We start from the raw sequence: 26,718 nt of genomic DNA, 5'->3' as shown, positions 1-26,718 counted from the left end.
TTCTTGCAGCTGGCGCCGCATGACCCGCACATGACAGAACCGTAATTCTGGCGCCATGTCGGCGACAGGCCGCCTGCCTATCGTCGCCTGCATCCAGCGTTCGGAGTGATGCATGCGTCGACAAGATATCCAGCTTCTCGCCTCCGCCCGCCAGGGCGACGCGGCCGCGCGGTGCGAGGTGGGGCGCCGCTACCTGCTCGGGATCGACGGCTTCCCGCGGCACATCGCCACCGGCATCGAGCACCTGAGCCATGCGAGCGTGCGCGACCTCCCCGCGGCCGCACGCATCGTCGCGGAGCATCTCGCGCTCGACGACCTGCTTGAGCTGCAGCAGGAGCGGCCCCTGTCGCAAGCCGCGCAAGCCGGCAGCACCGTCGCGCAGCTCAAGCTCGGCGCGTGGGAGTGCGCGCGCCGTGCCCGCGCCGCTGACGGTCTGCACTGGTTGAAGAGCGCCGCGGCCGGCGGCGACGAAGGCGCGCGCCGCGCCCTGTCGCATGCGACGCGCGGCCAGCCCGATGCCGAGCCGAGCGCGCTCGAGCTGCTGCGCGCGCTGCGCGACAACGCCGGCATCGACACCGCGGCGATCGCCTTGATCGCGGCCAGGCGGGCGCATGCCGGCGATCGCTTCGAAGACTTCATCGCCTGTCTGCAAACCGCGCTCGCGCTGGCCGGCGGCCTCAGCGGCGAGCTGATGGAGCTGGTGGCCGCGGCGGTGCGTCAGGCGCGCGAGCAAGGCCGCCGTCTGCAAGGCATCGAGGCCGAACACCTGCGCGCCAGCCTCGAGCAGCGCGCGAACCAGGGCGACCGCGATGCAGCCTACGTGCTGGGGCTGGGGCTGTGCGGCGTCGCCGACGACACCCTGGGTTCGGCGGTGTTCGCCGACAGCATCAACATCCGCCGCGGCGCGGCCTACCTGCTGCGCGCCGCCGACGCCGGACGCGACGAAGCCTGGCTGCATCTGTACCGGCTGCACGCAGACCATAGGCTGTCGGTGTCCAACCCGCAGATGGCCCGCTTCTTCCTCGAGAAGGCGGCGACGCGCGGGCAGTCGCAGGCGCAGCGCAAGCTCGGCGCGCTGATGCTGCGCGAATCGAGCTCGCTGGCCGAATCGGAGCTGGCCATTCACTGGCTGCATCAAGCCGCCAGCCATGGCGATGCACACGCCGCCGAGCTGCTGTCGTCGCTGGTGCTGCCGGTGGACGGACGCGCGGAGGATGCGCTGCCCGCCATCGAGCAGATCCGGCGCAGCGATCCCTGGCTGGCCGTCAGGCTGCAGCTGTCGCGCACCTTCGGCCTCACCAAGCTCGAAGCGCTGTGCGTCGACCCGGCGGCCGGCCTGCGGCCGTGGGGGCTGGTCGTCGGCAAGAATCCCTTCATCTCGCAGAGTCGGCTGTCCGCACCGCGCGCGATTCCGGCCACGTCCGAGGGCGCGCTGGTCATCGCGCGCGAGGCAGCGTCCTTCTTCGGACAGGCGCGACGCGACACCCTTGCCATCGAGGGCGACCTGCGGCGCCGCTCGCTGCGCCAGCGCAGGGCGTTCGAGCGCCTCGGCCTCGACGAGGCGATGTTCTTCGCCACCGCGAGCTCGACGACGCTCGAGTCGCTGCGGCTGGGGCCGAAGTGGGCCTTCCGCGCGAAGCAGCCGCTGCGCATGGCGCTGGCCGCTTAGGGCACGAGCGCGAGGAACAGGAAGGCCGCGAAGATCGCCAGGTGCACGGCACCTTGCAGCATGTTGGTCCGGCCGGAGACCAGCGTGATCGAGCCGACGATGAAGCTCAGCGCCAGGAGCACCAGCTCCTTGGCGTCAAGCCCGAGCACCAGCGGCAGCTCCAGCAGCACCGACGCCAGCGCGACGACGGGGATGGTGAGGCCGATGCTCGCCAGCGCGGAGCCCAGCGCCAGGTTGAGGCTGGTCTGCAGGCGATTGGCGCGCGCCGCGCGCACGGCGGCCCAGGTCTCGGGCAGCAGGACCAGCAGCGCGATCGCAATGCCGATCACCGCCTTCGGCGCACCGGCCGCGGCGACGCCGCTCTCGATGCTCGGCGAGAGGATCTTGGCGAGGCCGACGACGGCGATGAGCGCGACCAGCAGCATGCCGAAGCCCATCCATGCGGCGCGCACCGATGGCGGCGCGGCGTGACTCTCCTCGTCCGCCGGATCGTCCGGAGGCAGGAAGTAGTCGCGATGGCTCACCGTCTGGAAGAACACGAACACCGCCCACAGCGACAGTGACGCGATCGCCGCGAACGAGAGCTGCGCCGCCGTGTAGGTGGGGCCCGGCGAGCTGGTGGTGAAGGCAGGCAGTACCAGCGACAGCGTGCTGAGCGCGATCAGCGCCGCGAGCGCGGAGTTGGCGCCGCCGAGGTGGAAGGTCTGCTCGTGGTGACGCAGTCCGCCGACCAGCAGGCACACCCCCACGACGCCATTGCAGATGATCATGATGGCCGAGAAGATGGTGTCGCGCGGCAGCGCCGCCTTGTCGGGCCCGCCGGTGAGCATCACCGAGACGATCAGCGCCACCTCGATGACGGTGACCGCCACCGCGAGCACCAGCGTTCCGAAGGGCTCGCCCACCCGGTGGGCGACCACCTCTGCGTGATGCACCGCGGCGAGCACGGCGCCGATCAGCGCCGGCGCGCACAGCAGCGCAATGACGGTGCTGGGCGGCAACAGCAGGGCCACCGCCAGCAGCACGACCGCGACGAGTGGCGCGGCCAGGGCCCAGCGCGGCATCGAGGATTCCTTGTTCACCGGAAACGCTCCGCCGCGCACCGGCGCGGCCGGGGGCAGGCCGCTGCGGGACCTCGAGGTCGAGCGCCGTGAAGCAGGTTGGGCAGGAGCAGGGAAAGGGTCATTCTTCTGGAGCTGTCGGGATGGGCCGGGGCGCGAACCCGAGGACGGCACGATTATGGGTGCGGGGCCGGCGCCTTGACGGCACCCGAGGTGGCGAGCGACAGTGCGCTCCCTTCCTGCCGAACGACGTCACTCATGCCTCTGCCCGCGCCTCCACGCACACCGATGTTCGCCTGGGCGATCGTGGTGTCCGCGGTCCTGGCCGGCCTGTATGCACGCTGGCGCTATCCGGCAGGCGTCCTTCTCCACACGCCTCGGGATGCCTGCCAGGACCGAACCCACACTTTCGGCCTCGGCTACCTGGGCGTGCTGGCAACGGCCGCCGCGGTCTTTGCGCTCGTGTGCCTGGCCAGTGTCGTGGTGCGCGCAGTCACCACCAGCCCGCAGGCACGGGCCACGCTCACCGCATGGGCTCGCACCTCGCTGCTCAGCGTGGGCATCTTCGCCGTGGCCATGCTCGCCACGCCGCTGTTCGAGCTGTCGATGCCGCTGCAGCCGGACCCGAAGTGCGTCGCTTCTCGTCCGCCGGCGAAACGGTAGCCGCAGCGTGATCAGTCCATGCAATTCGACGAGCTGCCCGAACCCGCTCACCCGCTGGTCGCGCTGCGTCCCATCGTCGCCGCCGACCTGCCCGTCTGGTACGCCTATCTCTCGCTGCCCGCCGTGTACGAGCACACCAGCTGGAACCTCAAGTCCGCCGGGGACCTGTCAGCTTACGTCTGGGGGCCTCATGCCAGCGCACCGTCCACGGCGCTGCGGCTTGCCATTGCGCTGCGCTCGACCAACCAGCTCGTCGGCACGATCGGCTTTCACACCGTGTCCGCGGAGAACCGCAGCGCGGAGATCGCCTACGACCTGGCGCCGGCGATGTGGGGCCGAGGCATCGCCACGCATCTGTGCGGCGTGCTCGTCGCCTGGGCCCACACCGACGCCCGGCTCGTGCGGGTCCAGGCCACCGTGCTGGAATCCAACGAGCGCTCTGCCCGGGTTCTGCAACGGTGCGGCTTCGAGCGCGAGGGGCTGCTCAGGAGCTATCGCCAGGTGCGCGGCAGGCCTGGCAACTTCTGGATGTACTCGCACCTGCAACCGTGAGCCGCCGTTGAGTCAGGCCCGCACCTCGTCCAGCGGAGCAGCCGCCGAGACGCGATGCCAGTGCACGCGTGCCTGCGGCAGCACCCATGCGACGCCGTGGCGCGCGAGGGATTCGCGCTCGGCCGCCCACGCCGCATCGTCCTGGCACCGGCGGGCCGCCGTGGCGATGCGCGCCCAGGCCCAGGCCAGCAGCAGGTGGCCCACGCCCATCAGGAAATCGTCGGCCACGCGCCAGGGCGCCTCGGGATCGTCGGGCTGCGCCTGTCGCAGCGAGCCGAGCGCGGCGCGCGCCGCGGCGAGCTGGTCGGAGAGGGCGGAGCCGAACGCGTCGTGTGCCGTCGCCGCCGGTGCCAGCTCGTCGAGCCAGCGCTCGAACGCGGCGCCGCCGTCGGCCAGGGTCTTGCGCAGCAGCAGGTCGATCGCCTGGATCTCGTTGGTCCCCTCGTAGACCAGCGCGATGCGCGAATCCCGCAGGGTCTGCTCGATGCCGAACTCGCGCACATAGCCGTAGCCGCCGAACACCTGCAGCGCCTCGCTGGCGCCCTGGAAGCCCCAGTGCGTGGCGAAGGCCTTCACCACCGGCGTGAGGAACGCGGCGCGGGCGAAGGCCTGCTCGCGTTGCCCTGCGTCGGGATGCCGATGGGCCTCGTCCAGCCACATCGCCGCCTGGTAGGCCACGACGCGCAGGCCCTCGGCCACCGCCTGCAGGCTGCGCAAGCTGCGCCGCATCGCGGGATGCCGCGCGATCGGATCCGCGGCGGCGGACGCTCCGGGCGGGCGCACCACCGCCCGCATCTGCAGCCGCTCCAGCGCATAGCGACGCGCGTTCTGCGCCGCCATCTCGAGGTGGCCCAGGCCCTGCAGGCCGACGTGCAGCCGGGCGGCGTTCATCATCACGAACATCGCGGCGAGGCCGCGGTTCGGCTCGCCGACGAGCCAGCCGATGGCGCCGTCGTAGCGCATCGCGCAGGTGGCGCTGCCGTGGATGCCCATCTTGTGCTCCAGGCCGTCGCACACCATGGCGTTGCGCGAGCCGTCGGGCAGGAACTTCGGCACCAGCGCGAGCGAGAGGCCCTTGGGACCCGCCGGCGCGTCCGGCAGCCGGCAGAGCACCAGGTGAACGATGTTCTCGCTCAAGTCGTGATCACCCCCGGAGATGAAGATCTTGCTGCCGGTCACCGCCAGGCTGCCGTCCGGGCGCGGCGCGGCCTTGGTGCGCACCAGCCCCAGGTCGCTGCCGGCCTGCGGCTCGGTGAGCGCCATGGCGGCCAGCCACTCACCGCTGACGATCTTCGGCAGGTAGCGCTCGCGCAGCGCCGGCTCGGCATGGGCCAGCAAGGTCTCGTAGGCGCCGTGCAGCAGCCCCGGGTACATCGTCCAGGCGTGGTTGGCCGAGACCAGCATCTCGAACAGCGCCGCATTCAGCAGCTGTGGCAGGCCTTGCCCGCCGACATCGGGGTCGCAGGCCAGCGCCGGCCATCCGCCTTCGACGAACGACGCCCAGGCCTGCGCAAAGCCCGCCGGGGTCTTCACGTGACCTTGGACGAGTCGGCACCCCTCGCGATCGCCGGGTCCGTTCAAGGGCTGCAGCACTTCCGAGGCGAAGCGCGCGGCCTGCGCGAGCACCTCGGCCGCGGTGTCCATGTCGAGATCGGCGAAGGCGGGCATCGAGCGCCACGCCGCCGGCGCCTGCAGCACGTCCTCGATGACGAAGCGCATCTCGCGCAGCGGAGCGTCGTAGTGCCACATCGTCAAGCCGCCTCTCGCCTGGCGCCGAGGTAGGTGTCGATCACCCGCGCGTCACGGGCCAGCTCGGCGGCCGGTCCCTGCAGCGCCAGCTCGCCGGTCTCGAGCACGTACGCGTGGTCGGCCACCTGCAGCGCGGCGCGTGCGTTCTGCTCCACGAGCAGGATGGCGACGCCGCTGGACCGCAGCTGCGCGATGATGTCGAAGATCTGCCGCACGATGAGCGGCGCCAGGCCGAGGCTCGGCTCGTCGAGCATCAGCAGCTTGGGCTGGCCCATCAGGGCCCGCCCGATGGCCAGCATCTGCCGCTCGCCGCCGGACAAGGTGCCGGCCAGCTGGGCGCGCCGCTCCTTCAGGCGCGGGAACAGCCCGAACACACGCTCGAGCCCGTCGCGCCATTGCGGCATGCGCAGCTTGAGCGGACGCCATCCGCCGAGCACGAGGTTGTCCTCCACGCTCATCGTGGCGAAGAGCTCCCGCTTCTCCGGCACCAGCGCCAGTCCGCGCATCACGCGTGCCTCCAGGGTCAGGGAGCCCAGCTCCCCGCCGTCGAAGCGCAGGTGTCCGCGCGACGGCTGCAGACCCATCAGCGCGTTGAGCAGCGTCGACTTGCCGGCGCCGTTGGGACCGATGACGGTCACCACCCCGCCGGCCGGCACCTGCAGCGACAGGCCGCGCAGCACCTCGGCCTTGCCGTAGCCGGCATGCAGATCGACCACCTCGAGCAGTGCCGCCATGTCAGTGCTCCGTGCCGAGGTAGGCGGCGCGCACCGCCGGGCTGGCCTGCACTTCGGCCGGCGTGCCCTCCATCAGGAAGGTTCCGAACTCCATCACGACGATGCGATCGGTGAGGCTCATCACGAAGTCCATGTCGTGCTCGACGAGCAGCAGGCTCAGGCCCTCGCCCTTGAGCTGCCGCAGCACGGTGGCCAGCGCCTGCTTTTCCTTGTGGCGCAGTCCGGCGGCCGGCTCGTCGAGCAACAGCAACGCCGGGTCGCTGGCCAGCGCCCGCGCGATCTCCACCAGACGCTGCGGTCCGAGCGCGAGGTTGCCCGCCGGCTCGTGCATCACGTCGGCGAGGCCCACGCGCTGCAGCTGCCGCTCGGCCTCGTGCAGCGCACGCCGCTCCTCCGCGCGATCCAGCCGCAGCATGGCGGCGAGCGTGCCGCTGCGGGTGCGCAGGTAGGTGCCGAGCGCGACGTTCTCGAGCACCGTCATCTCCGGTGCCAGCTTCACGTGCTGGAAGGTGCGCGACAGGCCCAGGCGCGCCACCTCGCGCGCCGGCAGTCCGTCGACGCGACGGCCGCGCAGCCACACTTCGCCGCCGCTCAGCGGCGTCACGCCGGACAGCAGGTTGAAGGTGGTGGACTTGCCGGCGCCGTTGGGCCCGATCAGCCCGACGATCTCGCCGGCCCGGATGCTGAAGCCGATGTCGTTCACCGCCACCAGCCCGCCGAAGGACTTGCGCAGCTGCCGAGCCTCGAGCAGCAGGTCGCCACGCTGCGGCTTGTCGCGGCTGGGCAGCGCCTGATGGTTCGACGCGTCCAGCCGCGCACGGCGCCGCGGCAGCCGGCCCTCGACGAGGGGCCACAGGCCCTGCGGCGCGAACTTGAGCACGACCACCAGCACGATGCCGAAGACGATCATCTCGTAGTTGCCGCTGGTGCCGAGCAGCGCCGGCAGCAGCACCTGCAGCTGGTCTTCGGTGAGCTTGACCAGCGCCGCGCCGGCGAAGGCGCCCCACACGCTGCCGACGCCGCCGAGCACGGCCATGAACAGGTACTCGATGCCGAACTTGATGCCGAACGGCGACGGGTTCACGCTGCGCTGCATGTGCACGAACAGCCAGCCCGACAGCGACGCCAGCAGCGCCGCGATCACGAACATCAGCACCTTGTAGCGAAACGTCGAGGCGCCCATCGCCTCGGGCATCGTGATGCCGCCGCCGCGGTGGGGATTGAGCGAGCGCATCACGCGTCCGGGCCGCGAGTCGAGCAGCCGCACCACGGCGGCGGCCGACAGCAGCGCACACACCCAGATCAGCCAGAAGAGCCGGCCTTCCTCGCGCAGCTCGAAGCCGGGCAGCGAGACCGGCGGCACGCCGAGCAGCCCGTCGTAGCGGCCCAGCGCGTCCACGTTGCCCATCGTGTAGTACAGCACCAGCGACCATGCGATGGTGGCCAGCGGCAGATAGTGGCCCGACATGCGCAAGGTGAGCCAGCCCAGCGCCAGCGCGACGGCCGCGGTGAGCGCGAGGCCGGCCATCAGGCCGACCCACGGCGACAGTCCCAGGCGCAGGCACAGCCAGGCGCTGGTGTAGGCGCCGATGCCGGCGAACGCCGCCTGTCCGAACGAGGTGAGACCGCCGACGCCGGTGAGCAGCACCAGCCCCAGCGCCACCAGCGAAAACAGGCCGATGTAGTTGAGCTTGGTGATCCAGTACGGCGGCACGGGCAGCAGCGGAATCAGGGCGACGAGCAGCAGCAGTGCGGGGAACACCAGGCGCCGGGTGGCCATTCAGTGCTCCTCCGGATGGCGGTCGACGAAGGAGCGCGCCAGCAGCACCGGCAGGATGGCGGTGAAGACGATGACCTCCTTGAAGGCGCTGGCCCAGAACGAGCCGAACGACTCGATCAGCCCGACGCCGAGCGCTCCGGCGAGCGCGAGCGAAAAGCTGGTGAGACCGGCAAACACCGCGGCGACGAAGCCCTTGAGGCCGATCAGGAAGCCGCTGTCGTAGAACATCGTCGTGCTGGGTCCGATGAGCAACCCCGACGCCGCGCCGATGAAGGCCGCCATCGTGAAGCTCAGCGTGCCGGCGCCGTCGGTGGAGATGCCGACCAGGCGAGCCCCGGTGCGGTTCACCGCGGTCGCGCGCAGCGCCTTGCCGACCAGCGTGCGATCGAAGAACACGAACAGCGTGGCCAGCAGCGCCAGCGACGCCGCGAAGATGATCAGCGTCTGACCGGTGAGCGACAGCGGGCCCAGGGTGAAGCGCTCGTCCCAGAAGCTCGGGTTGCGAAAGCCCTCGGCGCCGAAGAACAGCAGTCCGAGCCCGGTGAGCGCGAAATGCACGCCGACCGAGACGATGAGCAGCACCAGCACGCTCGCATCGGCCAACGACCGGTAGGCCAGCCGGTACACCAGCGGACCCATCGGGGTGACCAGCGCCAGCGTGAGCGCCGCCTGCAGGAGCATCGGCGGCCGGGCCGGCGCGAGCACGATCGCGGCGGCGGACACGATCACGGGCAGCCCCAGCGTGCGTGCCGCCTCCAGCGCCACCTGGCGCGCATGCCGGCGCGTGCGCAGCGCCGCGACCGTGTCGTTCACCGCGACGGCCGCGGCCATGAACAACAGCAGCCACACCGTGCCCGGCACCCGGCCGGCCTGCAGCATGGCCAGCGTCAGCGCCCCGAACGCGACGAATTCACCCTGCGGGATGAAGATCACGCGCGTGACGGTGAACACCAGCACGATGGCGATGCCCAGCAAGGCATAGACCGCGCCGTTGGTCACGCCGTCGAGGCTGAGGATGGCGGCGATCGTCGGATCCATGGAGCTGTCGTGGCCGCGCCCGTCACTTCTTCTCGAGCTGCCAGTCGCCGTTGACGACCTTCATGACCACGCCGGTGTCGGGCGTGAAGCCCCAATGGTCGCTGGCCGAGAAGTCGTACACCCCGTGCGTGACCGCCAGCCCGTGCGTGGATTCGATGGCATCGCGCAGCGCCGCGCGGAACTCCGCCGTGCCGGGCTTGGCTTTCTTCAGCGCCACCGGAACGGTCTTGTCGAGCAGCAGGTAGGCGTCGTAGGAATGCGCGGCGAACTGGTTGCGCAGGCCCGCCCCATGCGCCTGCTCGTAGGCCTGGTTGAACTTCACGCCGAGCGCCTTCGACGGATGGTTGTCCGGCAGCTGCTCGGCGACCACCACCGGCCCGGACGTGACGAAGGTGCCCTCCATCGCCTTGCCGCCCACGCGCATCAGGTCGCGCGTCGCCGCTGCATGGGTCTGATAGAACTTGCCCTTGTAGCCTCGCTCGATCAGTGCCAGCTGGGGCATGGCCGCGCCGCTGCCCGAGGCGACGATGACCATCGCATCCGGGTTGGCGGTGGCCAGCTTCAAGGCCTGCGCGGTCACGCTGGTGTCGGTGCGCGCGAAGCGCTCGCTGCCCACGAGCTTGATGCCGGCCTTCTCCAGCCGCGGCGTCAGCTCCTGCAGCCAGCTCTCGCCGTACGCGTCGGTGTAGCCGATGAAGCCCACCGACTTCACGCCCTGCTTCTGCATGTGGGCGACCATGGCATTGGCCATCACGCCGTTGGACTGCGGCATGCGGAAGGTCCAGGTGTCCTTGCCCGGCGGCAGCGGCGCCGGCGACAGCGACAGCTGAGCCGTCCTGGTCTCGGAAGCCACGTCGGCGATGGCGATGGCCACCGGCGTGGCGCCCGAGCCGATCAGCACATCGACCTTGTCCTCGTTGACGAGGCGGCGCGCGTTCTGCACGCCGCGCGTGGGATCGGTCGCGTCATCGAGGATGACGAGCTTCACCTTCTCGCCGCCCACGGTGGCAGGCCACATCTTCGCGCCGTTGCTCATCGGGATGCCGAGGCCCGAGGCAGGACCGGTGAGCGGCACCACCACGCCGACGGTGAGCTCGGCCCGCACGCCGGCGGACAGCAAGGCCGCCGCGGCGGCGCACAGCACGAACGAACGCTTCATGGATGTCTCCTCGTTGTGGATCAGGTACACAAGGCCTTGATGTCCTCGGGGATCGGGATGGCCTTGATGCGGTCCGGGTCGGCCGGGTCGCGGATGACGAAGGCGCGCACCTCGGTGCCTTCGCAGAGCGTGTCGGCGCCGCGCTTGACGACATGGCGGTGGCGGAAGGTCTTCGCCGCCCACGCCTCGACGGTGGTGTGCACCTCGATGGTCTCGCCGTAGGTGGCCGGCTTCATGAAGCGGGTGTGGATCTCGAGCAGCGGCGTGCCGACGATGCCGCGCGTCTTCAGCAGCTCGCGCCACGGCGGAACGCCCTGCGCCATGAAGAAGCCGAGCGAGGACTCGTCCATCCAGCGCGAGAAGTTGGGAAAGAACACGATGCCGGCGGGATCGCAATCGCCGAACTGCACGTTCACCCGGTGGATGTGGACCCGGCTCATCGGGCTGCCCCGCGCGTTCCGCCGGCCTGCTGGACGATCTTCATCTGGAAGCCCTTCTGGTGTGATCAGGCGTCGCCCTCTGGGTGCTCGGTCATGACTTGCGCACCTTCGCGGCGCGCTTGTCCAGGAAGGCGCGCACCCGCTGCTTGGCCGCATCGTCGCCTTGCGCGATGGCCGACATCAGCGACTCCACGAACAGGCCGTCGGAGGCGCTCATGTCGGCGATGCGCGGCAGCGCCTGCGTGACGGCATAGTTGGACATCGCCGCATTGGATGCCACCTGGCGCGCGAGCGCGAGCGCCTTGGCGAGGCCCTCGCCCTCGGGGACCACGTAGTTCACCAGGCCGAAGCCCTCGGCCTGCTCGGCCGTGAACACCCGGCCGGTGAGCATCATGTCGGTCATGCGCGAGACGCCCATCAAGCGAGGAATGCGCGCCGAGCCGCTGCCGCCCACGAAGATGCCGCGTTGCCCCTCGGGCAAGGCGAAGAACGCCGATGTCTCGGCGACGCGCAGGTGGGCGGTCGCCGCCAGCTCCAAGCCGCCGCCCACCACCGCGCCCTGCAGCACCGCGATGACCGGCACCGGGCCGAACTGGATCTGGTCGAAGGCGGCATGCCAGCGCCGCGAATGCGCAATGCCTTCGGCCACGTCCTGTTCAATGACCTCGTTCAGGTCGAGGCCCGCGCAGAAGTGCGCCCCCTCGCCGCTCACCACGGCCACGCGCGCGTCGCGCGGCAGGTTCACGAAGGCGGTCTGGATCTGCGTCACCAGCTCGTCGCTGATGGCGTTGCGCTTGTCGGGCCGGTCGAGCCGCAGGTGGACGACGGGCCCGCCGATCTCGACGCGCAGCATCGACAGGCTGCCCAGGAGCCCCTGCGCGGGGACGAGAGAGACGCTCATGGCCGCGGATCCTTGGCCGGCAGGATGACCTGCGGCCCTTGCTCGTACAGCGCCTGCACGAGGGCGGCGCGGCGCTTGAGCACGGCCGCCTGGTTGATGTAGCCCTTGTCGGTGATCTCGCCCGCATCCACGCTCGGCGGCTCGGTCAGCACCATGGCGCGGGCCGGCGCCTGGGACGAGCCGCCCCCCGACGAGCGCAGGGATGCGAGCGCCGCCGCGATCCTGGCGGCGAGCTCCCCGGCGGGCATTCCCGCAGCCTGCTGCGACGGGAACACCAGCGCGGCGACCTCGTCGCGGTCGTGGCCGGTGATGACCACGTCCTGCGCCAGCGGCGCCAGCGCCGAGACGACACGCACGCGCAGCGTGCCCACCGAGACCCAGGTTCCGGTGGTGAGCTTGAAGTCCTCGGCGACGCGCCCGTCGAAGACGACACCGCGCTCAGGATGCGCGGGGTCGGCCAGCAGGCCCGCGTCGCCGATGCAGTAGTAGCCCTCGTCATCGAAGGCCTGCGCCGTGAGGTGCGGCGCGTCGCGATAGCCGGGAAAGACACTCACGCCGCGCACGCGCAGCTCGAGCTTGCTGCCGTTCGGCACGAACTTGAGCTCCACGCCGGGCAAGGGCAACCCGATGACGCCGGCGCGATCGAGCCTCCAGTGGGCGCTCGTCACCGCCGGCGACGTCTCGGTGGATCCCCACGCGGTCGTGAGCCACACCGGTTCGCCGCGCACCCGCACGGCCAGCGCCTGCAGGCGCTCCCAGGTCGACTGCGGCAGCGCCGCGCCCGCGTAGAACACGGCGCGCAGGCGGCTGAAGAAGCTGCGGGCCAGCGCGTCGTCGGCCTCGAGATGGGGCAGCAGCATCTCCAGTCCGCGCGGCACGTTGAAGTACAGCGTGGGCTGCACCTCGCAGACGTTGCGCACCGATTTCTCCACCAGCCCCGGCGCCGGCCGGCCTTCGTCGACGACCAGCGTGCCGCCGTTGCGCAGCACCATGTTCAGGTTGTGATTGCCGCCGAAGGTGTGGCTCCACGGCAGCCAGTCGACGATGACCGGCTTCTCGTGCTCGAGGAAGCGCCACGCCTGCGCGATCATCTGCTGGTTGGCGCACAGCATGCGATGGGTGTTGATCACCACCTTGGGATGGCCGGTCGAGCCCGACGTCAGCAGGTACTTGGCGTGAGTGTCGGGGCCGACCTCGGCGAAGGCCTGCATCACCTGCGCGCCTTCCTCGTGCTCGAGCAGGCTGGCGAAGGACAGCGCCCCTTCCATCTGCTGCGCGCCCTGGCCCAGCACCACCGGGCACCGAAGTCCTGCCGCCGCGATGGGAGGCCCGTAGACCGACGCATCGGCGGCGTAGACCAGCGCCGGTCCGAGCGTGTTGAGGATGCCGTGGATCTTGGTGTAGTCCCGTGTGAGCCGGCAGTACGCACTGGACACGCTGCACACGGCACGCCCGATGTGCATGGCCGCCAGCATCAGCAGCAGGTGGTCGACCGAGTTGTCGGACAGCACGACCACCGGAGCCTGCGGCGCCAGCCGCATCGCCAGCAGCGCTTGCGCGATGCGGCCCACGTCACGGCGCGCCTGGCCCCACGTCAGCCTGCGCCACTGTCCGTCCGGGCCGCGCTCGGCGAATGCGGGGGCGTCGGGTGTCTCTGCGGCCCAGCGCTCGAGCCAGTCCCCGATGCGACGGGCATACGGCTGCAGCGGCTGCGGCGATCGCAGCACGAAGCTGCCGTCGTCGAAGTCGATGCGCACCGTGCGCGGCGGCGCGAGCCAACGGGGATCCTCGAACAGGCTGGGCTCCATCGTCTTTCCGTACACATGTGTATGTGTGTTGAAGAAGGATGTTAGGGAGCATGCCCCTTCATGAAAACCGGGTTTCCCCCAAGTTCCATACACTGCTGCACTGCACATGCTACGGGCATCTCGCCACTCGCAGCCGACCATGGCCATCTCCGTCGATTCCTCGCGCGGCCGCAAGACCAAAGAGCGCGCCAAGCCCGACGATCCCGTCCGCGCGTCACTGACGCCGGAACGCTGGACCGAAGCGGCCACCGAAGTGCTCGCCGACCACGGCATCGACAGCGTGCGTGTCGACGTCCTGGCCCGCACGCTGGGCGTCACGCGCGGCAGCTTCTACTGGCACTTTCGCGACCGCGAAGACCTGCTGCGCAGCGTGCTCAGGGCCTGGCGCCAGCACGCCACCGAGGCGCTGACGGCGCGACTCGAGCGCGCCAGCACCGATCCGGTGGAGCAGATCCGTGACGTGATCTCGCTGCCGTTTCGCGGCAAGGCGGCCGTGCGTGCCGCACGCATCGAGCTGGCCATCCGCGCGTGGGCGCGGCGCGACGACATGGCGCGCCAGGCGGTCGACGAAGCCGACGGCAGCCGCATGGGCTACATCGCGCAGATCTTCTCGTCGATGGGCTTCCCCATCGTCGAGGCACGCTGGAGAGCGTTCGTCCTCTACAGCTACGTCGTCGCGGAGTCGGTCATGTCGCGCGACATGACAGCGCCGCAACGCGAGGAGCGCAACCGCTTCGTGGAGCGGCTGATCCAGATGCGGGCGGGGGCTTGAGGCGGGCGGCGCTGGCAACCTCGTCCTTGATCACGGAGACTGGATTGGCTCTGTGTCTCTGTGGTCAAGACTGCCTCGGACGCCCTCAGTACCGCAGCTTGCCTTCCGTGTCGATGATCGCGAGCTCCACGTACGCCGAGCCGCTGTGCGAGCTCGGCGAGTAGTGCGCCGAGAATTTCCCGAAGGAGACTTCGCCGGCCGACTCGAGGCCGCGGATGAAGTGGTCGGTGCTCAGATCGCGCCCGGCGCGACGCAGGCCCTCCACCAGCACCCGGGCGTGCACGAATCCCTCGAACTTGGACTGCGACGGCGGCCCGGCGTCGCCCTTGGCCGACGCCAGCGAGAGGTATTCGTCGACCACCGGGTTGGCGCGATTCGCCAGCGACGGCATGACCTGCGCCAGCACGATGCCGCGCGCCGCCGCGCCCAGGTCGCGCGTGGTCTGGTCCACGCTGACGACCGAGAACCCGTAGATGCCCGGCCGGGTGCCGGTGGTGCCCAGCGCCTTGACGAGGCCGGTGAAGGTGGACCCCGCCGTGCACATGACCACCGCCTGGGGCGCCGCCTTGCCCAGCGTGGCGGCCGCGGCCTCGAACGCCGGCGCCTTCGGATCGACCGACGCTTCGGCGACGATCTCGAGACGCTGCGCGGCGGCGGCCTTCTTCACTTCCGTGAGCAGAGCCTTGCCGAACGCGTCGTCCTGGAAGAACGCCGCCACGCGCGTGATGCCCATCTCGTGCAGCTGGCGCGTGATGCGCGCCGCTTCGTCGGCGTAGCCAGCGCGCACGTGGAACAGGTGGCGGTGGAAGGTCTGCCGCAGTGCCGAGGCGCCGGTGACCGGCCCGAAGACGACGGTCCTGGCCTCGGCCGCGATGGGCAGGATGGCCGCGGTGTGCGCCGTGCCGGTGTTGTTGTAGATCAGGAAGACCTTGTCGCGCTCCAGCAGCTGGCGTGTGTTCTCGACGGCGCGCTGCACATCGAAGGCATCGTCGAGCGTGCGGTAGACGATCTTGCGGCCGTGCACGCCGCCCGCCGCATTGACCGAATCGAAGTAGAGGCGCGAACCCGCGCCGTAGTCCGCGGTCTGCGGCCCGAGCGGTCCGCTGAGCACCACGGACGCGCCGATGCGGATCTCGTGGTCCGTGACGCCGTTGGCCGCGCCTGCGCCAGGCGATGCCGCCATCCCGATGACGACAGCGGCGGCCCCGACCCATCTGCTCAACATGATGCCTCCTCGCAAGCTGCCATACATGTCTGTATGGCGTTGACGGCATGCTATGGAAGCACTCCCTTGGGCGGCATCCGGGTTAGACCCGATGATCCGTACCATATTGCACGGAATGCACAGGCTTGCCGCTCGCGCGGGGCCCGCCGTCCGGGCCTTGCCTGTATCGCGCCTGTATCGCGCTGGTCGCCGCCGGGTAATCGCCGGGTAATGCCTGCCCGACTGGGGCGGCTGCGGCCTAGACTCGACGCCATGTCGGTCCGCCCGTCCCCCACCGCACGCAGCGTCGACGAATGGGCGGCGCTGGCCGAAGCGCTGCGCCGCGCCGCGCTGGCCGTTTCCGCCGCACAGGGCGAGGCCGTGCTGAGCGAGCTGGTGTTCTCGCTGGCGGACATCCTGGGCGTGGACTGCGCCTTCATCGCGGTGCACCAGGACGACGATCCCACGTCGCTGCATCGCGTGGCGATGGTGCTCGACGGCAAGGCCGGCGAAGACGCCACCTATGCGCTGGAAGGCACCCCGTGCGCGACGGTCATCGGCACGCGCTTTCGCGCCTACGCCTGCGACGTCGCACAGTGCTTTCCGCTCGACCCTCCGCTGCGCGAGATGGGCGCGCAAAGCTATGCCGGCTTCGGCCTCAGCGACCGCCACGGCCGCTCGCTGGGCATCATCTCGGTGCTGTCGCGCAAGCCGATGCAGCACCTGGATTGGGTGGAGTCCATCCTGCAGATCTTTGCCGTGCGTGCGGCCGCAGAAGTCGAGCGACTGCGCGCCGACGAGGTGCTGCGCCTGCGCGAGGAGCAGTACCGGGTGATCTTCGAGGCCGCATCCGACGGCTTCGTCCTGCGCGATGCCCGCGCACGCACCCTGGACGCCAATCCGGCCTTCTACCGGATGTACGGCTTCTCGCGCGAGCTCATCGCCGCCGGCGGCGGCTACCCCGCGAACTTCCCGCCCGGCTATGTGGAGGAGCGCGAGGCGCAGATCCGGCGCGCGCTCGAGGGCCATGAAACGCATGTGCAGAGCATCGCGCTGCGCGCCGACGGCAGCCCTTTCTGGATCGACCTGCGCGTGGTGCCGGTGCGCTACCGCGGCGAACCGCACGTGCTGCAGGTGGTGCGCGACATCAGCGCGCTGCGCGAGCGCGAGCAGGCGCTCCTGCGCAGCGAGGCGAGGCTTCGCGCCACCGTCGACGCGGCGTTCGACTGCATCATCGGCATGGACGCCGACGGGCGCATCGTCGAATTCAATGCCGTCGCCGAGCGCTGCTTCGGCCGCGCGCGCAGCGACGTGCTGGGACGCTCCCTGGCCGAGGTCATCATTCCGCCGCGCTACCGCGAGGCGCACGCCCGCGGCCTGGCGCGCCTGCTGCAGACAGGGTCAGGCCCCTTCGTCGGCCGGCTGATCGAGACGACCGCGCTGCGCGCGGACGGCAGCGAATTCCCCGTCGAGCTGGCGATCAGCGTGGGCAGCGCAGCCGGCGAGAACATCTTCGTCGGCCATCTGCGCGACATCAGCGCGCGCCGCCAGGCCGAAGCAAAGCATGCCGAACTCGAGGCGCAGCTGCGCCAGGCCCAGAAGATGGAAGCCATCGGCCAGCTCACCGGCGGCATCGCGCACGACTTCAACAACATCCTCACCAGCATGATGGGGTACATCGTGCTGGCCGGCGAGCGCGCCGAGGAGTTGAACGATGCGCGGCTGACGCACCGGCTGGCGCAGGCGCACCTGGCCTCCCAGCGCGCGCGCGACCTCATCTCGCAGATGCTCACCTTCGCCCGCCGCGGCTCGGGCACGCGCCCTGAGCGCACGGCGCTGGCGATCGCGCCCGCGCTGCGCCAATCGCTGTCGCTGCTGCGCTCGACGCTGCCGAGCAGCATCGAGCTGGAAGTGGACTTCGCCGCCAGGCTGCCTGCGGTCGCGGCCGATGCGGTGCAGATCGAGCAGGTGCTGTTCAACCTCTGCATCAACGCCCGCGACGCGATGGCGGGGGCCGGAAGGCTGCGGGTGTCCTTGCGCGAACGCGACGTGCAAGCGACCTGCGCATCGTGCCGGGCCCACGTGGACGGGCGGTGGATCGAGCTGGTGGTGGCCGATGACGGCTGCGGCCTGGCCGACGACGTGCGCGAGCGCATGTTCGACCCGTTCTTCAGCACCAAGGAAGTCGGGCGCGGCTCGGGAATGGGGCTGGCCATGGTGCACGGCATCGTCCACGACCATGGCGGCCACATCGTCGTCGACAGCCGTCCGGGGCGGGGCAGCACCTTCCATGTGATGTTGCCCGCAGCGCCCGCGCCGGCGCAGGGTGATGTCCCCGCAGCGGACTCGCCGTCGATGGGCGGCGCGGCGAAGCTGCGAGGGCGCCTGCTGCTCGTCGAGGACCAGGCCATGGTCGCAGCCTTCATGTCGGAGCTGCTCTCCGGCTGGGGGCTGGAGGTCACGCTCGTTCGCGACCCGGTCGTGGCGAAGCAGCGCTTCGCCGACGAGCCCGACGCATTCGACGTCGTGCTGACCGACCAGACCATGCCGCGGCTCACCGGCGTGCAGCTGGCCGGGGAACTGCTCGCGCTGCGCCCGTCGCTGCCGGTGCTGCTCTACACCGGGTTCGACGAAGGCCTCGATGAGCCGGCGCTCAGGCAGCTGGGCGTGCGCTCCGTGCTGCGCAAGCCGATCGACGAGGGCCTGCTGTTCGCGGCGCTGCAGCACTGCCTGTGACGCCACCGCGCAGCGGCCATTGCAGCGCCGCGGCCACCAGCGCGAGCAGCAGGTCGGCGATCCACAACGGCGTGTAGCCGCGCGTGATCTCCACTGCCAGGCCGCCGAGCCAGGCGCCGGCGAAGGCACCCGCCTGGTGGCCGACCATCACCATGCCGAGCAGCGTGCCCAGCCGATGCACGCCGAAATGCTGGGCCAGCAACTGCGCGGTGGGCGCCAGCGGCGCGAGATAGGTCAGCCCCATCACCAGCGCGAAGGCCAGCATCACCGCCGGCGTGACGGGCACGACGAGCAGCGTCGCGATCGCGACGGCGCGCGTGGCGTACAGCAGCCCGAGAAGCAGGGGGGACGACCAGCGGCGCATCAGCGCGCCGATGCCGATGCTGCCCGCCATGTTGGCCGCTCCGGCAACGGCCAGCCAGGTCCCGGCCAGCGACAACGGAAGGCCGCAGCGCTCGATCACCCCCGGCATGTGGGTGGTGAGGAAGGTGACGTGAAAGCCGCACAGCGTGAAGCTGGCGCCGATCAGCCGGAAGCGGCGATCGCGCAAGATCGCGCGCCAGCCCGGATCCGTGCTGGGCAGCGCGGCCCCGCGGTCGGGCGAACGCGAGCGCCCGAATGCGCTTGCCAGCGGCAGCGCGATCAGCATCGCGGCAGCCGTCGCCCAGGCCGCCACGCGCCAGCCGAATCCACCGATCAGCCATTGCGTCAGGGGCCCGAACACCAGTTGACCGGCGGAGCCGCCCGCCCCGACGATGCCCGCCGCCATCCCTTGCACCGTGGCGGGCACCCGCCTGCCCAGCTCCGCCATCAACACGGCGTTGCTGCCGAGCGCACAGCCGGCCAGCGACATCAGCAGCACCAGCACCGTGAGCGTCCATGCATCGCCGACATACGCCAGCAGCGCCGTGCACACCGCAAGCAGGCAGGCGCCGCCGGCCATCAGGCGCGCGGCGCCGTGCCGCTCGGCCAGCGAGGCGAGCACGGGTTGCGCCACACCCAGCGCCAGGTGGCCGACGGCGACGGAGAGGCCGATGGCGCCCGCGCCGATGCCGGTCGCCGTGTTGAGCGGCGACAGGAACAGCCCGAACGCCGAGCGGCTGCCTTGCGTGAGCCCCATCAACAGGGTGGCGGCCAGCGTCGCGCGCCAGGCGTGAGCGTTCATGACCGGTCCCCGTCGCCACGCGCCGCAGCGGTGCGCCGCCGGGTGGGCATGGCGCGACCGTGCGCCTCGAGCCAGAACGAATCGAACTCCGACCGGCACATGCCCAGATCGCGCAGCGTCGCGGCGTCCAGGCGCTGGAAGCGGCGCCTGTCGGCGGCCTGCCGGCGCAGCGATCGCAGCGCCTGCCAGGCGCCGGCCAGCCGGCGCAGCAGCGACGGGCGGGCGCGGCTCGAAGGGGCAGCGAAAGAGGCGCGCAGGCGCTGCGCGAGCAAAGAGGCGAGCATGATGTTTCCTCACGGGTCCAGTGGCCGCGGCGTCCTTCGCCGCGCCTTGGCAAGCAGTGTGGAAACGCCCGGTAATCGGCGCGCTTCGGATGCCGGGTCGCGTGTTATCGTTTTGTATTGCACCGGCCGCGCCGGTGCCGACGCACAGGGACCGGCCCATGTCGAATCGCAGCCGCGTTCTCATCGTTGACGACGACACCAGCGTCTGCGCGATGCTCGAGGAGTACCTCAGCGAACACCGCTACGAGGTCCGCTGCGTCGGGGGCGGCAATGCCATGCGCGAGGAGATCGAGCGCGAGCTGCCCGATGCGATCCTGCTCGACATCCACCTTCCCGGCGAAGACGGCATCAGCCTGGCGCGCTTCCTGCGCGAGCGCTACGACGTGGCCATCATCATGGTCACCGGATCGGGCGACGTGATCGACCGGGTGGTCGGGCTGGAGGTGGGCGCCGACGACTACGTCACCAAGCCGTTCGACCCGCGCGAGCTGCTCGCACGCCTCAAGAGCGTGCTGAGGCGCATGCAGGCACGCACGCACGCAGAGACCGAGGGACCCTCGACGGCGCCGGCAGCGCCCGAAGCAGGCGCGCGCATCCGAGTCGGCCGCTGCTGGCTCGAGGTGCAGGCACACCGCCTGGTCAGCGAAGGCGGTGACGAGGTCCCGATGACGGCGATGGAGTACGACCTCCTGGTGGCCTTCACGGCCAACCCCAATCGCGTGCTGTCGCGCGACCAGCTGCTGATGCACGCACGCAACCGGGAGTGGCAGCCGTTCGACCGTTCGATCGACATCCGCATCGGCCGCCTGCGCCGCAAGATCGAAGCCGACCCCGAGAAGCCGCAGACCATCCGCACGGTGCGCAACGGCGGCTACATGTTCGTTCCCGACGGAATGCGCGTCAGCAGCGAGTGACCCGGCGGCGATCAGCCTGACGGCTGGAAGCGGGAACGGTGATGGCGCGCGAACGCGGCGAAGGCATGGCCGCTCCGCCCGGTGAGCCGGGGCACCACGTCGCTGACCACCGCGCCTGCGCCGCTGCTGTAGAAGTCGTAGAAGCCGATCAGGTCGTCGACGTACCAGGCCGGCATGCCCAGGCGCAGCATTCCCTCGCGCGCCTGGCCGGGCGACACGTCGACATAGCGCACGGGCCGCGCCAGCACGGCGGCCAGCGCGGCCGCCGCCTCGGCGAAGCCGATCGCCTCGGGTCCGGTGACGAGGTACTGCCTGCCTTCATGCGCGCCGCCGCCGAGCGCGGCCGCGGCAACGGCGGCGACATCCCGCGCGTCCACCATGGCGAGCTGCGCGTCCTTCATCGGCGCGAAGAAGGCGCCCTGCCCGACGATGCTTCCCGTGAGCTTCAGGAGGTTGTTCATGTTGTAGACCGGCCGCAGGTGGGTCCATGCGATGCCGGAGGCCTCGAGCTCGCATTCCGACTGGGCGTGCCAGCGGCAGATCTTCACCGCCGAGGTCGGCTCCGCGCCGCGCACCGAATGGCGGACGATGTGTCGAACGCCGGCGCGTCTTGCCGCGTCGATGAAGTGGCCGTGCCATTCGACCTGCGCCGGATGGGCCGCGGTGTTGAGGTACGCGGCCGTCACGCCTTCGAGAACCTCGGGCAGCGAGGACGGGATGCCGAGGTCGCCGACCACGGCCTGCACGTTGTGCTTCGGCAAGGCGGCCGCCTTCGACGCGTCGCGAACCAGGGCTCGCACCGGCGTGCCGCCCCGCGACAGCAGATCGACGAGCGCGCGCCCCGTCTGGCCGGTCGCGCCGGTCACGAGAATCATGGTCGCGCTCCTCAGTCGTGCGTGGGAAAGGTGCCCTGCAACGCGATCACGCAGTTCACGGCCAGATAGGGCGGCATCTTGTCGATCGCCGCGGCCGACCCCACGGAGCCCGTCGTGCCGGCGGACATCGCGACCAGCCCGCTCGGATCCGCGTACTGCGCGGTCTTGCCCTTGGCCGGCACCCGGCCGGCGGGAGAGGCCGAGGTGGCATCGTTGCCGCTGCCCAGCATGGTCATCGCGTGCGCATGCGGCGGAAGCTGCGCCGCCGTGAGGTTGACGCTCTCGCTGCCCCCTCGGTCGCCGAGGTTGCGAGCGGTGAGGCCGAGTCCCTGGCCGATGTGAAGCGGCACCCTGCCGCGCAGATCGGGCAGGGCGAACGACACCTGGCCGTCGCCGCCGTAGCTGTTGCCCAGCAACGAGAACAGCGCCGTGTTCTGCGCGATGGGCAGCAGCTGACCATTCATCATCGCCCAGCCGCGCGGGGCGAAATTCCAGGCGCCGCACATGATCTGCCCGAGGTAGGGGCTGGTCTGCGCGAGCGCCGGACCGGCGGACGGCAGGCATGCGCAGGCCAGCACGACGGCAGCGAGGCGGCGGGGTCTGAAGACGGTCATGGTGATCTCCGTTGAAGCGTTTGCCAGATGTGCAGGCAGTCTGGCAAGCGCGTGTATCAGCGGGACTTCACCGGTGGCGGGCGTTGTTGTCGCTTTGTATTCGGCAGCCGCGGGACGGTGACTTGCAGCGTCCTGGGCAGGGCAGCCTTCTCGCAGCCGCCTAGGTGCCGTACAGGGTGATGAGGAAGAGGACGAACCGGTATCCCAGAACGATGGAAGCCACCGCGATCGCCAGCACCATCGTCTGCACCACGCGCATGGCGCCTCGGGCCTGGTAGACCGGCCCGATGGCGAGGTAGAGGTACACCGAACAGGCGATGAGCAAGGCGATGCTGAGCACCGTGTCGACGCGCGGCGAGTCCAGGCCGCCGGCACCGGCCCAGCGGCTGAGCTCCGCCGCGAGCAGCCCCACGCAGAACAGCAGGAGCAGAAACGAATACAGGTGCAGCGAGAACACCATGTGGGCCATGAAGGGCCGTCGCGCGCGCAGGAAGACGACCGGCAGCAGCAGCGCGAAGGGCAGCGTCATCAGCAGGATGAGCGACTTCGCGTTGAGCACCACCGCGCGATCGAACACCGGCGCATAGCGGTCGAGCGGCACATGCGTGGCCTCGAGCCGTCTTGCGACCAGCGAGCGCGCCAGCTCGCTCCAATCCTGCTGGTGCATGTGGGAGGCCAGCGTCGAGCTGAACACGTTCAGTCCGGTCAGCCATTGGAGGGCGAAGAACATCACGTTCGCGATGAGGAACAGCTGGAAAGGCGCCACATGGGGCTTGCGCACACCGCGCGTCCACGACAGCGTGAGCTCGCCCGGACGGACCAGCAGGCAGCGGATGGTGCGCGCTGCGCGGGCATCGACGTTGGTCAGCGCGTGCACCACCTTCTCCAGCAGCGCCCGGAAGGTGAGGTCGCGTGGCGGGATCGGTTCTTCGCCGCATCGTGCACAGAAGGGCGTGCGCACGAGCTGATTGCAAGTGGGACAGGTCCAGTTCGCGGCGGGGTGCATGGGGCGGTTTTACTCCCTTCCCCTCAGCGTCCCCGGCGCCGCCGAGGCGCCGCTTCGGCCCGCTGCAGCCGATAGGCCAGCTGCGCACGCGTGATGCCGAGCTGGCGAGCCGCAGCCGACAGGTTTCCGTCGGCGGCGTCCACGGCCTCGCGCAGCAACCTGTGCTCGATGGCCGGCAACGACAGTCCCTTCGCGTCTGCCTGCTGCAGCAGCGCCAGCAGGCGCCCGGGCGGCGGCGTCGCGTCGGCCGTCAGCGTGCCCTGCGCGCCGATCGCCAGCAGCGTCTCCGGTGAGAGCTGCTCGCGCCTGAACATGTGCGCGACGTCGATGGGCGCGCCGTCCTCGGCCGAGATCACGCCGCGCTCGATCAGGTTCTGCAGCTCGCGGATGTTGCCGGGAAAGCCGTAGTGCAGCATCGCGCGCACCGCCCGCGCGGTGAAGCCGGTCGGCCGACGGTCGTGGCGCTGCGACTCGCGGCGCAGGAAGTGGTTCATCAGCAGCGGCACGTCATCGCGCCGCTCGCGCAGCGGCGGCAAATGGATCGGGTAGACGTTGAGGCGGTAGAAGAGGTCTTCGCGGAAACGCCCGGCACGCACCTCGCCCTGCAGGTCGACGTTGGTCGCGGCGACGACGCGCACGTCGACCTTCAGCGTTCGTGTGCCGCCGACCCGCTCGACCTCGCCTTCCTGCAATGCGCGCAGCAGCTTGCCCTGGCCGGGCAGCGAGAGCGTGCCGACCTCGTCGAGGAACAGCGTGCCGCCGTCGGCACGCTCGAAGCGGCCCGGGCGGGAGCTGCTGGCCCCCGTGTAGGCGCCCCGCTCGACGCCGAACAGCTCCGACTCGATCAGCGTCTCGGGAATGGCCGCGCAGTTGACGGCGATGAAGGGCTTGTCGGCGCGGGCGCTGATGCGATGCAGCCGGCGCGCGAACGCCTCCTTGCCGACGCCCGACTCGCCGGTGAACAGCACCGTCGCCTGCGTGCGTGCCACGCGGTCGAGCTGGTGACAGGCGGAGTTGAAGGCCGACGACGCGCCGACGATCTCGTGCCGCGCGCCGCTCACCTCCGGCGTCGGCTCGAGCGCCGGCGCGGTGAGCGCCGTGCGCGACGCCGGCGCCTCGGCCAGGCTGCGAAAGTCGCGCGCCTGCAGGTAGCGCAGGTCCTCGTCGACGTCGCCCCACGCCGCCGCGTGGCGGCCGATCACCCGGCAGACGCCCGCGCCCATCGAGCGGCACTCGACCTCGCGGAACACCACGAGCTGGCCGAACAGGCTCGTGACGTAGCCGGTGGCGTAACCCACCTGCGACCAGCACGCGGCCTCGGTGCCGATGCCGTAGGCCACGATGTGCTCGTCGTCCTCGCTGGAGTGCTCCCACAGGAACTCGCCTTCGTAGGTGCCGCGGTCGATGTCGAAATCGAAGGCCAATGGCGTGACCTTGACGACACCTTCGAGCGCATGCAGCCGCGTGCCGGCCATGAAGACCGAGGCGGCGTCGCCGTTGGGCCAGCGCTCGCGCACGAGCTGCGCGTCGCGCGCGCCCGAGACGTAGCCGGCGCGCGTGAGCAGCCCGCGCGCACGGTCCACGCCGAGCGTGTCGATGAGCTCGCGCCGCAGGTGGCCCATCGCCGAGCTGTGCCACAGCAGCATGCGCTGGTCGTTGAGCCAGATGCGGCCATCGCCGGGCGAGAAGAACAGCGACTCGGTCAGGTCGGCCAGGCTGGGCGGCAGCCCGTCGCGGTAATGGGCGCTGTCGCCGCGGCGCAGCATGGTGCCGGTCTGGCGGGCCACCTCGGCGAGCGAGATGCGGGAGTCGGGCTTGGCCATGGATTGCTGAATTGATGAAGCTCGCCCAACCGGGCGCGGGATTCTGTTCTCAATTGATGAAGCAACCCCCTCCGGGTCTACCCGGAGCTGCGGCGCAGCAACCGACCCCCGGGAAAGTCCGGAGAAGGCAGGCCTTCTTTCCTCGGCGCGAACTCGCCGCGGACGGCGGCGAGCCGGGTCCCCGAACGGTGCGGCGGCACGTGCGTTGCGCAAGGCAGGGCCGAACCCACTCGAGACCTGCCGATGAGCTCAACCCCCTTCCTCGACCATGCGCTCTGGCGCGAAAGCCTGTTCAGCCACGGATGGCGCACCGCCTCGCAGGCGGCCGACATCGTCGAGCCGGCGACCGGCCAGGTGCTCGCACGCACCGGCCGCGCGGTGCCGGCCGATGTCGCGACCGCCGCTTCGGCCGCTGCTGCGGCGCAGCCCGCCTGGGCCGCGCTCGGGCCACGCGAACGCGCCGCGGTGTTCCATCGCGCCGCGGCGCTGTTCCAGCAGCACTTCGATGAACTTGCGCTCTACGTGACCCGCGAGACGGGCGCCATCCTGCCGAAGGGCCAGCACGAGCTGCGCGAGGCCATCGCCTTCTGCCACGTCGCGGCCGCCATGCCGATGCAGGCGCAGGGCCAGGTGCTGCCCAGCACGCCGGGCCGGCTGTCGATGGCGCGCCGCGTGCCGCTGGGCGTCGTCGGCGTGATCTCGCCGTTCAACTTCCCGCTGATCCTCACGCTGCGCGTCGTCGCGCCGGCGCTGGCGGCCGGCAACGCGGTCGTCATCAAGCCCGATCCGCGCACGGCGGTCAGCGGCGGCTGCCTCATCGCGCGCGTCTTCGAGCAGGCCGGACTGCCCGACGGCGTGCTGCACGTGCTGCCCGGCGGCGCGGACGTGGGCGAGGCGCTGGTCACCGACCCGAACGTGGCGATGGTCTCGTTCACCGGCTCGGCCGGCGTCGGCCGGCGCATCGGCGAGCTGGCGGGACAGCACCTGAAGAAGGTCTCGCTCGAGCTGGGCGGCAGCAACTCGCTGATCGTGCTGGACGATGCCGATCCCGAGCTCGCCGCGTCCAACGTCGCCTGGGGCGCCTGGCTGCATCAGGGGCAGATCTGCATGGCGTCGAACCGCGTGCTCGTGCACGAGGCCATCGCGCCGGCGATCACCGAGCGCCTGGTGGCGAAGGCGGCCCACCTGCCGGTCGGCGACGGAGCGACCGGACAGGTGGCGCTGGGACCGCTGATCGACGAACGCCAGCGCGACCGCGTCCATGCCACCGTGATGGCCAGCGTGAAGGCCGGCGCGCAGCTGCTCGCCGGCGGCACCTACGACCGCCTCTTCTACCGGCCCACCGTGCTGACCGGCGTGAAGCCCGGCATGCCGAGCTTCGACCACGAGACCTTCGGCCCGGTCGTCAACCTCGCGACCTTCGCAACCGACGACGAAGCGGTCGCCATCGCCAACCAGAGCCGCGGCGGCCTCGCCGCCGCGGTGATTTCCAGGTCGGTCGGCCGCGCGCTCGCGATCGGCAACCGGCTCAAGGCCGGCATGGTGCACATCAACGACCAGACGGTGAACGACGACGCCGTCAATCCGTTCGGCGGGCCCGGCATCGCCGGCAACGGCAACTCGCACGGCGGACCGGGCGACTGGGAGTGCTTCACGACATGGCAATGGGTGACGGTGAAGGACACGCCGCCCCGGTTCCCCTTCTGATGAACGCGAGCAGCACGTTGCCTCTCCCGCAAGCGGGAGAGGGAGCCCCCGGTCCACATTCCCC

23 protein-coding genes are annotated in these 26,718 nt (G+C 70.7%); 7 read left to right on the top strand and 16 right to left on the bottom strand.

Annotated features, from left to right (window positions below):
• Nucleotides 1–112 precede the first annotated feature (112 nt).
• Nucleotides 113–1,669, top strand: a complete 1,557-nt coding sequence (locus tag P7V53_RS05160; protein WP_280154409.1) for a hypothetical protein — start codon at nt 113–115, stop codon at nt 1,667–1,669.
• Here the strand turns inward: P7V53_RS05160 and P7V53_RS05155 are convergent.
• A complete protein-coding gene (locus P7V53_RS05155) occupies nt 1,666–2,733 on the bottom strand; it encodes an ionic transporter y4hA (protein WP_280154408.1) in 1,068 nt (355 codons plus the stop codon). The two genes, P7V53_RS05160 and P7V53_RS05155, sit on opposite strands and share 4 nt — an antisense overlap.
• A gap of 255 nt (nt 2,734–2,988) precedes the next feature.
• Here P7V53_RS05155 and P7V53_RS05150 point away from each other — a divergent pair, with 255 nt between their 5' ends.
• Entirely contained in the window at nt 2,989–3,393 is a 405-nt protein-coding gene (locus P7V53_RS05150; protein WP_280154406.1) for a hypothetical protein, read from the top strand.
• Nucleotides 3,394–3,411: 18 nt separating this feature from the next.
• Entirely contained in the window at nt 3,412–3,945 is a 534-nt protein-coding gene (locus P7V53_RS05145; protein ID WP_280154404.1) for a GNAT family protein, read from the top strand.
• A 12-nt stretch (nt 3,946–3,957) separates the two neighbouring features.
• On the opposite strand, the gene P7V53_RS05140 is transcribed toward P7V53_RS05145, so the two are convergent.
• The 8 genes from P7V53_RS05140 to P7V53_RS05105 all read right to left on the bottom strand — a co-directional run bounded on the left by P7V53_RS05140 (nt 3,958) and on the right by P7V53_RS05105 (nt 13,554).
• Nucleotides 3,958–5,694, bottom strand: a complete 1,737-nt coding sequence (locus P7V53_RS05140) for an acyl-CoA dehydrogenase family protein (RefSeq protein WP_280154403.1) — start codon at nt 5,692–5,694, stop codon at nt 3,958–3,960.
• 2 nt (nt 5,695–5,696) lie between these two features.
• A complete protein-coding gene (locus tag P7V53_RS05135; RefSeq protein ID WP_280154402.1) occupies nt 5,697–6,428 on the bottom strand; it encodes an ABC transporter ATP-binding protein in 732 nt (243 codons plus the stop codon).
• A gap of 1 nt (nt 6,429) precedes the next feature.
• Complete coding sequence (locus tag P7V53_RS05130; protein WP_280154401.1) at nt 6,430–8,208, bottom strand: branched-chain amino acid ABC transporter ATP-binding protein/permease; 1,779 nt, start codon at nt 8,206–8,208, stop codon at nt 6,430–6,432.
• Complete coding sequence (locus P7V53_RS05125; protein ID WP_280154400.1) at nt 8,209–9,246, bottom strand: branched-chain amino acid ABC transporter permease; 1,038 nt, start codon at nt 9,244–9,246, stop codon at nt 8,209–8,211.
• Nucleotides 9,247–9,268: 22 nt separating this feature from the next.
• A complete protein-coding gene (locus P7V53_RS05120) occupies nt 9,269–10,405 on the bottom strand; it encodes an ABC transporter substrate-binding protein (protein ID WP_280154399.1) in 1,137 nt (378 codons plus the stop codon).
• Nucleotides 10,406–10,425: 20 nt separating this feature from the next.
• Nucleotides 10,426–10,845, bottom strand: coding sequence for an acyl-CoA thioesterase (locus tag P7V53_RS05115; protein ID WP_280154398.1), 420 nt, complete (start codon nt 10,843–10,845; stop codon nt 10,426–10,428).
• Between the two features lie 91 nt (nt 10,846–10,936).
• A complete protein-coding gene (locus tag P7V53_RS05110; RefSeq protein ID WP_280154397.1) occupies nt 10,937–11,746 on the bottom strand; it encodes a crotonase/enoyl-CoA hydratase family protein in 810 nt (269 codons plus the stop codon).
• Nucleotides 11,743–13,554, bottom strand: a complete 1,812-nt coding sequence (locus tag P7V53_RS05105; RefSeq protein WP_280154396.1) for a feruloyl-CoA synthase — start codon at nt 13,552–13,554, stop codon at nt 11,743–11,745. Before P7V53_RS05105 ends, P7V53_RS05110 begins: the two co-directional genes overlap by 4 nt.
• Nucleotides 13,555–13,693: 139 nt before the next feature.
• Between P7V53_RS05105 and P7V53_RS05100 the strand changes: the two genes are divergently transcribed.
• Complete coding sequence (locus tag P7V53_RS05100; RefSeq protein WP_280154395.1) at nt 13,694–14,326, top strand: TetR/AcrR family transcriptional regulator; 633 nt, start codon at nt 13,694–13,696, stop codon at nt 14,324–14,326.
• Nucleotides 14,327–14,411: 85 nt separating this feature from the next.
• Here the strand turns inward: P7V53_RS05100 and P7V53_RS05095 are convergent, their stop codons facing one another.
• Nucleotides 14,412–15,551: an ABC transporter substrate-binding protein gene (locus tag P7V53_RS05095; RefSeq protein ID WP_280154394.1), complete on the bottom strand. Its 1,140-nt coding sequence runs from the start codon at nt 15,549–15,551 to the stop codon at nt 14,412–14,414.
• A gap of 210 nt (nt 15,552–15,761) precedes the next feature.
• On the opposite strand from P7V53_RS05095, the gene P7V53_RS05090 reads away from it, so the two are divergent.
• Nucleotides 15,762–18,266 carry a PAS domain S-box protein gene (locus tag P7V53_RS05090; RefSeq protein WP_280154393.1) on the top strand — a complete coding sequence of 835 codons (2,505 nt, stop codon included), beginning with the start codon at nt 15,762–15,764 and terminating at the stop codon, nt 18,264–18,266.
• Here the strand turns inward: P7V53_RS05090 and P7V53_RS05085 are convergent.
• Both P7V53_RS05085 and P7V53_RS05080 read right to left on the bottom strand, forming a co-directional pair.
• Nucleotides 18,184–19,431 (bottom strand): MFS transporter, encoded by a 1,248-nt coding sequence (locus P7V53_RS05085; protein WP_280154392.1) that lies wholly within the window; start codon nt 19,429–19,431, stop codon nt 18,184–18,186. The two genes, P7V53_RS05090 and P7V53_RS05085, sit on opposite strands and share 83 nt — an antisense overlap.
• Nucleotides 19,428–19,715: a hypothetical protein gene (locus P7V53_RS05080; protein WP_280154391.1), complete on the bottom strand. Its 288-nt coding sequence runs from the start codon at nt 19,713–19,715 to the stop codon at nt 19,428–19,430. The genes P7V53_RS05085 and P7V53_RS05080 overlap by 4 nt, the downstream gene beginning before the upstream one ends.
• Before the next feature lie 158 nt (nt 19,716–19,873).
• On the opposite strand from P7V53_RS05080, the gene P7V53_RS05075 reads away from it, so the two are divergent.
• The gene (locus P7V53_RS05075) at nt 19,874–20,629 is read left to right on the top strand and encodes a response regulator (RefSeq protein WP_280154390.1); all 756 of its coding nucleotides are present in this window, start codon (nt 19,874–19,876) and stop codon (nt 20,627–20,629) included.
• Nucleotides 20,630–20,640: 11 nt separating this feature from the next.
• Here the strand turns inward: P7V53_RS05075 and P7V53_RS05070 are convergent, their stop codons facing one another.
• From P7V53_RS05070 to P7V53_RS05055, 4 genes are all read right to left on the bottom strand, one after another.
• Nucleotides 20,641–21,504, bottom strand: coding sequence for an NAD(P)H-binding protein (locus P7V53_RS05070; protein ID WP_280154389.1), 864 nt, complete (start codon nt 21,502–21,504; stop codon nt 20,641–20,643).
• An 11-nt stretch (nt 21,505–21,515) separates the two neighbouring features.
• A complete protein-coding gene (locus tag P7V53_RS05065; RefSeq protein ID WP_280154388.1) occupies nt 21,516–22,118 on the bottom strand; it encodes a tail fiber protein in 603 nt (200 codons plus the stop codon).
• 160 nt (nt 22,119–22,278) lie between these two features.
• Complete coding sequence (locus P7V53_RS05060) at nt 22,279–23,124, bottom strand: DUF3667 domain-containing protein (protein WP_280154387.1); 846 nt, start codon at nt 23,122–23,124, stop codon at nt 22,279–22,281.
• A 23-nt stretch (nt 23,125–23,147) separates the two neighbouring features.
• Nucleotides 23,148–24,947: a sigma-54-dependent Fis family transcriptional regulator gene (locus P7V53_RS05055; RefSeq protein WP_280154386.1), complete on the bottom strand. Its 1,800-nt coding sequence runs from the start codon at nt 24,945–24,947 to the stop codon at nt 23,148–23,150.
• 243 nt (nt 24,948–25,190) lie between these two features.
• Between P7V53_RS05055 and P7V53_RS05050 the strand changes: the two genes are divergently transcribed.
• The gene (locus P7V53_RS05050) at nt 25,191–26,654 is read left to right on the top strand and encodes a benzaldehyde dehydrogenase (protein ID WP_280154385.1); all 1,464 of its coding nucleotides are present in this window, start codon (nt 25,191–25,193) and stop codon (nt 26,652–26,654) included.
• The last annotated feature ends 64 nt before the right edge of the window (nt 26,655–26,718 follow it).

Source organism: Piscinibacter sp. XHJ-5 (genome assembly GCF_029855045.1).
Classification (GTDB): Bacteria; Pseudomonadota; Gammaproteobacteria; order Burkholderiales; family Burkholderiaceae_C; genus Albitalea.
This window is presented reverse-complemented; position numbering and strand designations above follow the sequence as displayed.

Coding starts and splice junctions, on each gene's coding strand:
- P7V53_RS05160 (WP_280154409.1), top strand. CDS start 113: ATGCGTCGACAAGATATCCAGCTTCTCGCCTCCGCCCGCCAGGGCGAC.
- P7V53_RS05155 (WP_280154408.1), bottom strand. CDS start 2,733: ATGCCGCGCTGGGCCCTGGCCGCGCCACTCGTCGCGGTCGTGCTGCTG.
- P7V53_RS05150 (WP_280154406.1), top strand. CDS start 2,989: ATGCCTCTGCCCGCGCCTCCACGCACACCGATGTTCGCCTGGGCGATC.
- P7V53_RS05145 (WP_280154404.1), top strand. CDS start 3,412: ATGCAATTCGACGAGCTGCCCGAACCCGCTCACCCGCTGGTCGCGCTG.
- P7V53_RS05140 (WP_280154403.1), bottom strand. CDS start 5,694: ATGTGGCACTACGACGCTCCGCTGCGCGAGATGCGCTTCGTCATCGAG.
- P7V53_RS05135 (WP_280154402.1), bottom strand. CDS start 6,428: ATGGCGGCACTGCTCGAGGTGGTCGATCTGCATGCCGGCTACGGCAAG.
- P7V53_RS05130 (WP_280154401.1), bottom strand. CDS start 8,208: ATGGCCACCCGGCGCCTGGTGTTCCCCGCACTGCTGCTGCTCGTCGCC.
- P7V53_RS05125 (WP_280154400.1), bottom strand. CDS start 9,246: ATGGATCCGACGATCGCCGCCATCCTCAGCCTCGACGGCGTGACCAAC.
- P7V53_RS05120 (WP_280154399.1), bottom strand. CDS start 10,405: ATGAAGCGTTCGTTCGTGCTGTGCGCCGCCGCGGCGGCCTTGCTGTCC.
- P7V53_RS05115 (WP_280154398.1), bottom strand. CDS start 10,845: ATGAGCCGGGTCCACATCCACCGGGTGAACGTGCAGTTCGGCGATTGC.
- P7V53_RS05110 (WP_280154397.1), bottom strand. CDS start 11,746: ATGAGCGTCTCTCTCGTCCCCGCGCAGGGGCTCCTGGGCAGCCTGTCG.
- P7V53_RS05105 (WP_280154396.1), bottom strand. CDS start 13,554: ATGGAGCCCAGCCTGTTCGAGGATCCCCGTTGGCTCGCGCCGCCGCGC.
- P7V53_RS05100 (WP_280154395.1), top strand. CDS start 13,694: ATGGCCATCTCCGTCGATTCCTCGCGCGGCCGCAAGACCAAAGAGCGC.
- P7V53_RS05095 (WP_280154394.1), bottom strand. CDS start 15,551: ATGTTGAGCAGATGGGTCGGGGCCGCCGCTGTCGTCATCGGGATGGCG.
- P7V53_RS05090 (WP_280154393.1), top strand. CDS start 15,762: ATGCCTGCCCGACTGGGGCGGCTGCGGCCTAGACTCGACGCCATGTCG.
- P7V53_RS05085 (WP_280154392.1), bottom strand. CDS start 19,431: ATGAACGCTCACGCCTGGCGCGCGACGCTGGCCGCCACCCTGTTGATG.
- P7V53_RS05080 (WP_280154391.1), bottom strand. CDS start 19,715: ATGCTCGCCTCTTTGCTCGCGCAGCGCCTGCGCGCCTCTTTCGCTGCC.
- P7V53_RS05075 (WP_280154390.1), top strand. CDS start 19,874: ATGTCGAATCGCAGCCGCGTTCTCATCGTTGACGACGACACCAGCGTC.
- P7V53_RS05070 (WP_280154389.1), bottom strand. CDS start 21,504: ATGATTCTCGTGACCGGCGCGACCGGCCAGACGGGGCGCGCGCTCGTC.
- P7V53_RS05065 (WP_280154388.1), bottom strand. CDS start 22,118: ATGACCGTCTTCAGACCCCGCCGCCTCGCTGCCGTCGTGCTGGCCTGC.
- P7V53_RS05060 (WP_280154387.1), bottom strand. CDS start 23,124: ATGCACCCCGCCGCGAACTGGACCTGTCCCACTTGCAATCAGCTCGTG.
- P7V53_RS05055 (WP_280154386.1), bottom strand. CDS start 24,947: ATGGCCAAGCCCGACTCCCGCATCTCGCTCGCCGAGGTGGCCCGCCAG.
- P7V53_RS05050 (WP_280154385.1), top strand. CDS start 25,191: ATGAGCTCAACCCCCTTCCTCGACCATGCGCTCTGGCGCGAAAGCCTG.